Raw genomic sequence first — 12,503 nt, 5'->3', positions numbered from 1 at the left:
GCTTCCCTTAAAGCACAAAAATTAAAAAAGACAAAAAAATTAAATAAGACAAAAAATTAAATAAGACAAAAAATTAAAAAAATAATGAGAAAGAGTTACTCAAAAATTGTTTAACTCATATCTCAACAAGCTCGTAATCCCTGCTCCCAAATCCTATTTTTTCAGCATATTCAAGCTGGTGGATGCCGTCGACTTTAGGCCAGGCCCCTTTGAACTTGTCAGCCCCAGCTTCATGGTTGCAGTGCAAAGAAGAGCCTACAAGCCCTTTCTGCCTGTTCACAAGGTCGTAGCTTGCCTGGTCCAGGGCCACGGGATCGGTTGATGCAAGGATTCCAATGTCAGGCACGATTGGGGCGTCGCTCCAGGGCACACAGTCGCAGTCCGGGGTGATTTTGAGCAGAAAATTGATATAGCCTACCCTGCCCTCTTTTCCTTTTACGGCGCCGTATGCGTATTCGGTCAGGCACTCCAGGAATTCGGGGATGTCCTGCTCCCAATTAAGGTCGATGGCGCTTTCGGGGCAGACTTCCATGCACTGCCCGCAGCTGATGCATATGCCGGGTTCGATCCTGGAGACATCCCCTTCAAGGGATGCAGCTCCCACAGGGCAGATTTCCACGCATTTCCCGCAGCCGATACACTTTGCTTCAACAACGTGGGGGCTTGTGGGGTAGTGCTGGTCCTTTTTGCCTGCTGCAGGTGCACAGCCCATTGCCAGGTTCTTGATCGCACCCCCGAACCCTGCTACGATGTGCCCCTTGAAGTGAGACATCACGATCATAGAGTCGGCTGCAACGATGTCAGATCCGATTTTCACGGTCTTGAAGTGCTTCTGCCTTATCTCGACCTCTGCGACGTTCTGGCTCCTGAGCCCGTCCGAGATTATGAGAGGAGCCCGGATGACCGAATAATCAAAACCGTGCTCAATGGCTGTCGTCAGGTGGTCGACTGCATTATGCCGGCTCCCGGAATAAAGGGTATTTGTGTCCGTAACAAAAGGTTTTGCCCCGGCTGCCCGGATCTTTTCAACCACCTGCCGGACAAAGACCGGGTTGATATACCCGTCGTTTCCGTATTCCCCAAAATGGATCTTGATTGCTGTCAGGTCGTCTACCCCTAAAAGTTCTACAAAACCTGCAGCGTCAAAAAGCCTCTGTATCTTACTTATTTTGTTATCCCGGGGGTTTTGTGCCCTCAGGTCTGCAAAATAGACTTTGCTTGCCGTTCAAATCCCTCCGTATGAAAAAGAATCGAATTATTACTCTTACCCGTTCTATGCAGTCAAGAAAGTCTTTCTCATTTTTAGGTGTTACGCTGTCCGGGAAAGTAGACAAATGCTGCCCCATCCAATATTTCAATTCACAAAGTTATTTGATGATTATTCTAGCAATTCAACATCCCAGTCTTCTTTATCAGCATGACGTCCATATGATCTTTCCAAACTCCGCAGAACTTCTGATGTTCTAGGCCATTGTAGAGCAAGCTTTTCTGCATAGTCATGATACTCTTTGGCAAGATCTCGTTCTTGTTTACCACCATCAAAGGGTAATCGTGTTGTTGCACCTCTCGAATTCCACTTTCCAATCTCTAACGCATGCTCTAACGCAGGATTTCTTAACTCTTCAATAAGATCTCTTACAACTTCATGAGGCCAAATTCCGTCAGTGCCGACCGGCGAATTTGATAGAATTGTACCGATCTGACTATCTCCAATTTTTAGAATATCTAGCTTTTCTAGTTTATTTCTAGCTTTATATATCCATTCTCTGAGTTTTTCAGCACTAATTGAATTTTCTTGTTGACCTGGTATTTCTGAAATCATACTCAATAATAGCCAAGCATTTTCTGCCCTAATCTTTTTAGAGGTAGCTGTGAGATCTCCCTCATTATTAGGCTTAAAAACTAGAGAAAGAGTCTGTACAAAAAATTCTGGATTGCTCAAGATTTCTTTTTCTAGATATAATGGTTTAACTGACTTCAGGCTATTGTATTTTAAAAGTGGTAGGTAAATCCACTCAATGAGAGCTACCTCTTCTCTTGACAGTTGTCCTTGTTCTTGTATATATTCAATAGCACTAAGGATATTATAATCTTGAGTTTGAACAGCTGATATTAGTTCAGTTTTTATGGTTGATTTCTCACTATTTGAATAACTAGTAAATGCTGTTTTTTTAAGAATACTGACTAGCAAACTACAATCTAAAGACACATCATGACTTGAACCGTAAAAAACATGCGTAGCATCAAGTGCATTTAAAGGTCTTTCGTTTATTAGCAACTGGTCTGCTACCCAATTGATCATTTCCATATCGTTCTCTCTTAAATAGTAACGATTAACTTTTTTCCAATAAGCTTCTGTAATTTCTTTGTCCATCCGATTTAATATTTCAAAAGTATTTTTGCCAAAGGGTAAACCTAACAGAAAGTTAACTATCCAATCTTTGTTCCTATAACTGCACTGATTGGATACCAAATTTACCCAACTTTCATCAACGATGGCACACCAAAAAATAAAAGATTGTGAAGCAATTATTAAGTTTTCTTCATCGCTTTCTAACCAATTCAACAATTCCGATTCAATCTTACTTTTGAACTCGGATTTGGCTATGACAGTACCTACTATTGTAGGAAAATTACATTCTCTAGTTAATTTCTTTATTCCATCTATTTCTTTCATTTGATATATTTTCAGCAATGCATCCTTCCGATAATTTTCTATTATTTCTTCATGATCTTGATGATTGGTTTTTAGTCTAATTATCGGATTAATGAATTCTGGAGTATACTCATCGAAAAGATACTTGTTTTTTAGTATTAAATCATCTGGAACAATGTAATCAAAAGCCTCTTCAAGCTTACAAGTGGCCTCCTCAGGGAGAGCCCATTCTCTGCCCTTAAATTCTTTATGCCTAGAAATGATAGATCTGAGTTCGTTTGCGATCTCCAGTTTTACGTTATCGTCCAACTCATTACTTTTGACTGTCAACAGTTTATCAATGAATGTGTAAAAAGATTTTTTCGGCAATCTAGTTACATTTTTAACTAACTCAAGCCATCTTGTTTTTGGATCATGATCCACTAAATCAATGAGTTTATCTGCTACACAATTGACATATTGATAATAATCTTTGTTGATCACTCCTTTTTTAAGAGTCTCTGCCCAATTATGATAATTTGGTTTATTAATAGAAGAAGAAAAACCTCCATGGTCCTCTGGTAAAAGAGAAATCAGAAGTTTCCATGTCACTTCTGGATAATATTTGATCAAAACGGTATCAATGATCTGCAGGCGGTTTTCATGTGTTGCAGAGGTATTATTTATCCACCCTAAATAAATTTCTTTTAGAGAATTTAATGGACCATTACTATGTCTCTCACCAGGATAAATTTCTGAAAGTCTTGCTAGAGATAGAGATACTCGAGGCAAATAGTTTAAATTCCAAGATATTGTTTCAAGAGCCCACTGAAGATTCGAATAAGGACATCCACAAAATACTCCCTGTTCTATGAATAACGGACCAATGGATGGATCACTTCCTTCCATGCTACTTTCTAGCGATTTTAAAAAACTGTCAGGGGCTGCTTCGGCTAAAGGAACTAAATTTCTTCCAATAGAATACCAGCCTCGAGCAGAGATGTCCTTAGTCAACAATTCTCTTACCCAGTAAGTCACTTGATCAGTAAGTTTAATTTCACCCATATTCTGACATTCATCGTCTCCAAATGCTGAAAACAATGCCAAAGTATCAGCAAGTCCGAACTTTAACTCTTCCGAATATTCTGGAACTGCATTTTTTATACTTCCCAGCCATCTATCTTCAGGCGGCAAATCAAAAGAAGGATCTGATTCACCTAAAACATCAAAAACGACGTTTTCTAGCCGATCAATGCTTTGACGATTGATTTTACGAGCAATTAGTGACCAGAGATCGTTTTTTGAAATAACCTGCCAATAACTTCCAATAAGGCGTACAGGAGTATCTTCAAAGGAAGTAAGTTCGTATAATTTACTTTCAAGTTGATCATAAGGAGTATCGGCCAATATTGAAATGGCTTCCTTATCTTTTGATTTCCGAGTATCCCATTTAGTCATCATCAAAATGGCAACCAGTACTTTTGGATCAAAGTGATCAACCCATTTTGGAATCATACATTCATGAGGACCGAGTATTCCATGTCGGCGAATTGGTCCCATAAAGCCCCGAGTATCAGAGTATATTTTTTCTGCTTGGTCTTTACTAATTCCCATTGACTGCAAAGCTATAATCCTATCATCTCGTAACATTTTCCCCAAGTTGATTTCATTAGAAGTCATTCGTGGTGAACTTGAATCAACTGGAATAACAACGAAGTGTCCTTTTTGCTTTGCGTACCCAATATTTTCTGGAGTGAATCCCTGAGGAACAAATATCAAGGAATTTTGAGTTTCTAACAAAAAATTCCATGAAATCCGATCTTTAACAATTAGCGCCCTAGGAGCTAAATCTTCATTCTTTACTATAGTTGCAAGTGTGAATGCATAAGCCTCGTTTTCCGAATCCGCCTTAACAGAAATCAATAATGAGGAGCCCGTTAATTTATTTAATAAATGTTCTGATTGTTCTGAACGTCCATTTAATACAAGCTCAAAAGTTGCTTTAATAGAAGTACCACAGGCCCATGATTCCCATGCCTGTTCAATATCCCATATGGCACCTGTTCGTTTTCCAATAAGGCTGGCAAACCATCGATGAACACTTGGACACTGCTGAAGCCAGTTTTCCAGATCGTCAGCATTAATTCCCCTAACTTGTTCCCAAACGTTTTCTTTATTTTTTTCTGAACATTTTTTGTCTTTATCTTTCCAAATTCTGGATGTAACAAAAACAAAAGCGGTTTCAGAAAGGCTTATGTCGCCTGGATCATCAGATCGTTTCTGATAATCACTCTCAAATTTGTTATTAATACTTCCATTAGTTCCAAATTCCCAAACAGAAAAGCCAGAAGGAACAAATTCATTCCCCTCATCAACTTCTAGAGTGCCATCCCATCCTCCAATAGCTATACTGTCTCCTGATGGAAAATGCAAATGATCTGGTTTGCAACTTGCTAGAATCAATCTGCGAACCAATTCAGGCAATAATCCTTCAGCTTGACGTTTATTTGTTTCAGTCCATTGTTTAATGTCATTAGCAGTTACAAACCACCCAGTTTCCATAAGAACCCTTCACTGTCATAAAATATTTTTGACTTCAATATATATTTCAAAGCAACTCTGAGTGTATTGAGTTGCACACAAGAAGGAGAAGTAATAATTATCTTTCAATAAAATTAAGAAGTATATATACGCTTCGTATTATTTCGTTCAGAGGGAGACATTCAGATGAATAATAAAAGGGGACTGAAAGACTCGGATCTTTCTTGAAACTTAAGAATCAAAATGAGTGAATGTGGAGTGCACGAAGGTAGACTTGACCGTCAATAAATAAGACTTGGGAGCTGTCACAGACCTACAACCGATGTATAGTTTCGATTGAATGTATTGATTTTCAAGATCATTGTCATCAACTAAGATTTTACTTTGCAAATAATATGCCTACATTATTTTGTGATCGTTCCTTAGAATAACTGATGAATTCCTGATGAACCTTGCCTGCATAAAAATACAGTTCAAAATGCGCTTCATCTTACGGCTTTCCCGTAAATTTCCTGTATTTCTTAATGGTTACCGCTATTTCCCTGTATCTCTCCTTTTCAAGCCGTTTCAGTCCTATTTTTGATTTTTTGGAATGGAATACGAGCTCTTCGGTTAACCTGTGACAGCTTTCCAGCCATTCATCAGGAATAAGCCCGTCCTTTACCGCCTGCAGCACAGCCCGGCTCTTTTCAGAGGTTGATCAAAAAAATAGGATGGGGCAGCGAGTGCCCGCAGATTTCTCTGGTTTCGACATCAGATGTCTTCAAGTGGGGAAACCCATTCCGGGTCTTCTTCAGCCAGGTTTGCGTCGATCTCTTCAGCTTTTTTATGGTATTCTTTTGCAGTTTCGGAATCCCCCAGTTCTTCAAGGAGATTTGCGTAGTTGCTGAAAAGCATAATATTTCTTTTCAGGGGATCAAGGTCTTCAGGGTCGGATTTTGCCAGGCTTTCGTTAAGGGCAAGGGCTTTTTCAAAGCACTCTTTTCCTTTTTCCTGCTGATCCGTAACCGAATATCCGATCCCGATATTATTCAGAGCTCCAAGCATATGATGGAGGTGCAGGGGGTTTTCAGGGTCTTTTTCTGACAGGATTTCGAGGCTTCTGTATGCATATTCATATTCCGGGATTGTTTCTTCCAGTTTATCGGCATCCCTGTATATGTCCCCGATTTGTTCGGCAAAACTGGCAAGCATTTCCTGAAGCTTCAGGTTCATCGGGTAGGCTTCATATAATTTTTCAATGGTTCTGAGGGCAAGTTCATAGTATTTTCTGGCAATGCTTGAGTCTTTATTTTCGGACTCCAGTTTTTCAAGGAGGGTCATTCCTAAAAAGAATGCCTTACTTGATGTAAGGATTATGAGTTCCGGGTCCTCAAACTGTTCGGCAATTATCTGATCAAATCTTTCAAGAGCCTGCCTGTGGTAGCCGCTGGCTTTTTCCTCGTCTCCAATTTCGGAATGCAGAACTCCAAGTTCAAAGTATGTAGTTTCCATATCCAGGTCATGTTCATGTTCATGTTCATGTTCATGTTCATGTTCATGTTCATGTTCATGGCCCATATGGCAGCTTTCCGAAGGCATCAGTTCAAGGAGCTGTTTCTGGACTTCCAGGACCCTTTCATACTCAAGGATTGCTTTTCCGAATTCTCGACTGTTTTTGAACAGCAGTCCCAGACCGGTCAGGGTTTCAAGAAGCCCCTCATGGAAAAACTCGTTCTCGGGATCGGATTCGAAGGCTTCTTCAAATACGGGGAGAGCCCTTTCGTGGTAATGCATTGCAATTTCAGGCTCCTCTTCTGCATAGAGATTCCCGATCTGATTCCAGGTATCAGCCTTATTAGCTTCTAACATGAGCTTATCGGCGTCCGTGGGGTGAAGGGTTTCGTATATTTCGATTTCCTTCTCATAATAAGCTCTTGCCTTTTCAATCCCGTCCTCTTCCGCAAAAATGTCTCCAAGTTCCCTGTATACATCGGAAAGCTTCAGGGAGTATTCAGAGTTTTCAGGTTCTTTTTGCAGCAGGTTTTCATAGACCTGCAGTTCATCCTTATAGCAGGTTTCTGCATTTTCGAGGTCTCCGATCTCCGAAAACAGCTCTGCAAGTTCATCTAAAGCCCTGGCAAGGTTTTCATCGTCTCCAAGCAGGTCCGGGTATTTATCCATCAGCCCCCGGAAAGTTTCCCTTGCTTTCGTATAGTAGTCCCTGGCTTTTGTGGCATCTTCCGTATCTGAAAATATTAAACCTGTGTCTTTGTACATATCTGCAAGGGCCATAGAAAACGGAATATTTTTGGAAACTGGAATATTTTCAGAAATTTCAATGATTTCAGGCTCCTCTTCTATCTCACTTTCCAGCAGGCACAATGCTTCTTTATAGCATTCCTCTGCCTTTTCGAGATTTTCCAGGTCCGAATACAGAGCGGCAAGGTAACGGTATGTGTAGCTCAGGTAAACTTTGGTTTCGGAATTTTCAGGGTCTTTATCGAGGACTTTTCCGTAAATCTCTATTGCCCGGTCATAAACGTGCTTTGCCTCTTTTAAATATCCCTCTTCATCGCAGATCCTTCCAAAGTTCATAAGCGAATCATCAAGGCTGCTGAGGTGTTCGGACATTTCCGTTTCACTTTTGAGCAATTTCTCAATGACATCATATCTTTTATCGAAAAGTGGGACTGAGTCTTCGATTAATTCTCCGGCTTCAAAACAGAGCCCTATGTTTTCGATCGTTTTCAGGAACTCTTCCAGGTAATCTGGATTTTCGGGATCTGATTTCAATAATTTCTCAAAGCCCAGGACCGCTTTTTCAAATATTCCTTTCATCTGATAGATGTATTCTTTTGCTTTTTCGGGATCTTCAAACTTCGAAAGTATATCTCCAATACTTCCAATCGTGTCTCCTATAAAGGACTGGTAATCTTCTTTTTCCGGTTCTTTTGAAAAGAACTCCCAGCTAATTTCCAGCGCCTTTCCGAAAAGTGCAAGCGACTCTTCGAGTTCGTCAATTTTGTATTTTGCAAAACCTTTAAAAAACAGGAGATGGTATGAAATCTCAGGGTCCTTTACCTCTTCTGCAATCTTTTCGACCTCATCAAGGTTTTCAAAGGCTTTTTTATATCGTTCTTTATCGATTTCGTCGGATGCTTTCTTCAATAAGCGAAAAGCAGAATCTTGTAGCTTCCTTGACATAGAAATAGCATAGGTTTTTTCATATAATAATTGTAGGTCCGGAAGTCTTGTTTCCTTCTACTATCTCCTTAATGGAGGATTTGCTCATTTTCTACGTACTTCACAGCAGATTTTCATCCGTCCATATATCAAACATCTGCAATTGTTCTTCCGTATGGAAGTAATGCTCTCCATGCTCGAGAACTTTAACTGTTGCTTGATATCTTGCTGCAAATGCTGAAATTTCTTCCCATTCAGATAGATTATCGTCCGAACCGTACAAAATGGCAGTAGGTACTTTCCATTCAAAATTCATTCCGTTTTCCTTAATTCTCTGCGTCATTATCAGGGCCTCACCTTTCAGGATGATGAATTAAGGGAAATTAAAAAACGGTTGATGGCATGGGGATTTTCGTTATAATGAACCCACTCCAAAAGTAATGCGGTTAAATCAAGTTTTGGGATAAGCTTATTCGTTAATTATACAGTTTTCCATCCTGCAGTGTTTCCGAGAAAAAAAAACCTTGAATTAAGTTCCCAAAAAATCGACATGAATCATTCACACCAACATACTGCTTGCCATTCTTAAAAATGGTATCATTGTTTGCTCCGATTTCTATTTTGGAACCATCTCTCTGATAAAATGTACATGTCGTATCTGCAGGTCCGCCATTAGCTTCTCCAAATCGAAAATTTAATACTTTTACAACATTGACAGCTTTCTCAAGATCTTCATCGCCAGTAAGATTAATGGTTTCGTTTCCTTGCACAATTTGCACAGATACGATATTCGTTTTTTCCAGTTCTTGAGCGACAGGCAAACCATGTGCAAGATAAAAATATACTAATAAAATAATAGTTGTAATAACAAATGATATTATAAAATTTGCAACCTTTTTGATCATTTGATTTTTACTCCATAATATTTAGCAAAGAATTTTCTCTACTTTTTTGCCGCTGGGCCTGCTCCGGGCCTGCCATAAGTTTCTCATAAAATTAATTCATGGCGTTCCTTCTTTATTTATAGTTTTAATTGAGTGTCTGTAACATGCTTCTCTTTGTAGGGAAATTGCTTTTCAAAATCCTCCAGCTCCTCATTTTCTATTTTAAAAACCTCATCCTCATAAAATTTTCCTGAAATGCCCCTCAAGCTGCCATCGTAGAGTTCTAATGCCATAAATGGATCTAAATTATCGCCCCAGGATGTCCGGATATTATATTCTTTAGCATTGACAAAACCAAAACGATGATAATAGTCGGGATTTCCAAAAATAATTATACCCTTATATCCCAGCTGCCTTGCCTTTTCGATAGAATGATTCATTAATAAAGAACCGATCCCCTGCTTTTGATATGATGGTAATACTGTTAATGGGCCCATACATAAAACTTCGAATTCTTTATTTTCCTCATTCAGGACCTTAGCTCTTGAATAGATAATATTGCCGACGATCGTATCCTTATCACATGCAACAAAACCCAATTCTTTTACAAAGGCAGGTACTTTTCTTATTTTATGCAGTACAAGATGTTCATCACATCCTGGTTTGTATAAATCCCAGAATGCTTCTCTTGTCATGTATTCTACACTTTTGAAGTCCTTTTCTTCTTCTAATCTGATAGAAATGTCCATTGTCGTTTTCTCCTCCCTTCCAAAATAAATCCGTCTCTGCAATGACTGATAATATAAATTACTCCACTTTCACATCAAAATTAAAATCTTTAGCTATATTTGTTTACATCTGGCTTTCTGAGATAATCCCATAGTGCAACTTAAGGAGATCCTCCCATATCTCAGCCTGTCAAGCCCCAACAGCCTTTGGAAATAGGTTAGTTGAATGTTCAATTCCACACGGTTTAATAGGTGGATTCATTTAGAAATTCTTTCATAAGCACTCTCGTCCCGTTCATTTGAGATAACATTCCATGACCTCCGGTATCATATAAGACCAGTTGCGACTGGTTTATCTTACTGTGAGCATTTTCCGCATGTTTGTAACTTACCAGCGCATCATCTTTAGCGTGGATAATTAATGTTGGTGCACGAAGATTGCTTGCAGGTACGGTATAAAATTCAATCATTTTTTCATCGTTTATGGTGCCTTTATACCTTTGAGACATCGGATGCATTATATCAAGCATTTCCTGTGCCAGTTCTTTCTGTTCCGGATTAAATGCTTCGTACACCTGTGTTGGAATTCCCATAAGGTCCAGAATTGTAGATTGAAAAAATCTTGTGACGAGCCAGTATGCATAATCAGATTGCTGGATAGTGTGAATAATACTAACATAAAAAGGATCCTGGTCACCTGGTGCCGGGCCCATACTTACAGCAGAAATCAATATCAATGCTGAGCATCTGTCAGGATAGTCGTTTGCAAACTGAGTGGCTGACGGACCTCCAGCGGATACGCCAACAACAGTTATTTTATCTATGCTTAAATTATCCAGAAGAGCTTCATACGCAGCAGCTTGCGATTCAATTGAAGCATTATCCGGAATGGATGATCGAAGATAACCATATCGTGAAACCGAGACGAATTTATACCCGTCCCCGAAAAATACTTTGCCCGCCCAGAGTCCCTGATCATAGCCGCCTCCCGCGCCATGTAGCAATAATACAGGCGTCCCTTCTCCCTCTACAGAATACTCAATATCCCCATATTCTGTTTTTAAAATATTACTGTTCGCAAGCAATTGCTTTTGTGCTTCCGTCATCGTCTCGTGGTAATTCGGATAAGTTAGAGCAATTAGCATAAAAGTTGAACAAATTAAAAATGCCAATATAATTAGTGAAATATTCCTAATTATTTTCTTAACTTCTTTCAAGAATACCACTTCTAATTTGTATTCACTATAAGTTTGTATTCACTATACCCCGGACTCAAGTCCAGGCATGTTTGCAACCCCTAAATATCTCGTTTTTGAATATTGTTCAGCAATTAATTTCTCAACAACATTTAAAATATTTAATAGAAAAATTCTCTATATAATATCCCATAACTTGCACTCTTATTAATCATTCCGACTTTCTATACAAAACTCAAAAATGTAAGTTTTGATTGAAATTTTTCGTACGACATTATCTGGTTGGCATGAAAATAAGAATTTTTTTAAATTTCCTTTGTGGGTTCGGAGAATTAATTTTTATGGAGTAAGAATACACAGGTTTTAAGGTAAAACCTATGTATTCTGAAGACACAACTTTAAGAAAAAGAATGATTAGTGAACTACTGATCCTTCCATCATGCGTATTATCTACACTTCATCCAGGTATCTCTGAAGCTTATCCGCAAGTTTGCCAATATGAATACCGCCAACAAATGCATGATGAACCTGGACTGCAAATGGCATCATTAATTTGTCTTCTCTTTCATGATATTTTCCCCAATCAAATATGGGCTGCGCTTTTTCCCTGTTTCCGAAATCCGTGTGCGAAATATGCGTAAATGTTATCCACGGCAAGGCAGAGAATTGATATACATCGTTTTCTACAGGCTCTGTAAAAGGTTCTTTTTGATTTTCTGCCGTTACGATTGCCAGTTGTACAAACTTCTCAATCGTATCCTACATGAGTACATTTACTACCTTAAATAATTTTGTTTCTTTATCCAGATATGTAAATGACGTGTCAATGGATTCATATAACACAACTTCACCATCAAGAAAACGATATCGAGACTCCTTGATTTCATTTGCACATTTTGTAACAGCAAATATAAACGCCATCGTAAATGGCCAGTTATTTTATTTAACATGCTTTTTAAAATTTGTCACATCAAGTTCAAAACTCACACAATATTGGAGCTGCACCACACTCCTGTATATTTGACAATACTCTTTTCTTTTCTATGTTTCAAAATCTGTTATCTGATATCTGTTTCCCAAATTTACACCTCTATTCAATACAATCTACAGTACGATATATTTCCTTTTTTTAGTTTCACTACCTATTTTCGCTGTAGGTCTCATACATTACCGTTTCCTTAAGCGGTTTTTCTGGAGCTCTCCAGATGACCTTTAAGAAATCAGACCATAAACCGGGATAAGCCGAAGGAAAAAGAACAGCTCTCTGTGGACTTTAGACGGGCTTCTGAGCTATTCATGCAGAGGTGAGTTTTTTGAAAAAATTAAAAATTCTGGTAGCATGCTAATTTCCTAG

At 38.8% G+C, this 12,503-nt stretch carries 8 protein-coding genes and 1 pseudogene; all 9 read right to left on the bottom strand.

Annotated elements, in window-relative coordinates:
* Nucleotides 1-115: 115 nt before the first annotated feature.
* Nucleotides 116-1,168 (bottom strand): DUF362 domain-containing protein, encoded by a 1,053-nt coding sequence (locus EO98_RS12980; RefSeq protein ID WP_255350279.1) that lies wholly within the window; start codon nt 1,166-1,168, stop codon nt 116-118.
* A gap of 210 nt (nt 1,169-1,378) precedes the next feature.
* Complete coding sequence (locus EO98_RS12975; RefSeq protein WP_048138899.1) at nt 1,379-5,197, bottom strand: hypothetical protein; 3,819 nt, start codon at nt 5,195-5,197, stop codon at nt 1,379-1,381.
* A gap of 469 nt (nt 5,198-5,666) precedes the next feature.
* Nucleotides 5,667-5,852 carry a hypothetical protein gene (locus EO98_RS12970; protein ID WP_048138901.1) on the bottom strand — a complete coding sequence of 62 codons (186 nt, stop codon included), beginning with the start codon at nt 5,850-5,852 and terminating at the stop codon, nt 5,667-5,669.
* A gap of 77 nt (nt 5,853-5,929) precedes the next feature.
* Nucleotides 5,930-8,326, bottom strand: coding sequence for a tetratricopeptide repeat protein (locus EO98_RS12965; protein ID WP_048138903.1), 2,397 nt, complete (start codon nt 8,324-8,326; stop codon nt 5,930-5,932).
* A gap of 136 nt (nt 8,327-8,462) precedes the next feature.
* Entirely contained in the window at nt 8,463-8,684 is a 222-nt protein-coding gene (locus EO98_RS12960) for an alpha/beta hydrolase (RefSeq protein WP_048138905.1), read from the bottom strand.
* 133 nt (nt 8,685-8,817) lie between these two features.
* Nucleotides 8,818-9,246 (bottom strand): hypothetical protein, encoded by a 429-nt coding sequence (locus EO98_RS12955; protein WP_048138907.1) that lies wholly within the window; start codon nt 9,244-9,246, stop codon nt 8,818-8,820.
* A gap of 116 nt (nt 9,247-9,362) precedes the next feature.
* A complete protein-coding gene (locus EO98_RS12950; protein ID WP_048138909.1) occupies nt 9,363-9,974 on the bottom strand; it encodes a GNAT family N-acetyltransferase in 612 nt (203 codons plus the stop codon).
* A gap of 224 nt (nt 9,975-10,198) precedes the next feature.
* Entirely contained in the window at nt 10,199-11,179 is a 981-nt protein-coding gene (locus tag EO98_RS12945; RefSeq protein WP_235284793.1) for an alpha/beta fold hydrolase, read from the bottom strand.
* Between the two features lie 420 nt (nt 11,180-11,599).
* Nucleotides 11,600-12,073: pseudogene (locus EO98_RS19660) on the bottom strand (CatA-like O-acetyltransferase); the annotation flags it as partial.
* Nucleotides 12,074-12,503 lie beyond the last annotated feature (430 nt).

Origin of the sequence: Methanosarcina sp. 2.H.T.1A.6 (assembly GCF_000979455.1) — an archaeon.
In the GTDB taxonomy this organism is placed as follows: Archaea; Halobacteriota; Methanosarcinia; order Methanosarcinales; family Methanosarcinaceae; genus Methanosarcina.
The sequence above is the reverse complement of the archived record's forward strand: the minus strand, read 5'-3'. Positions and strand labels throughout refer to the sequence as shown.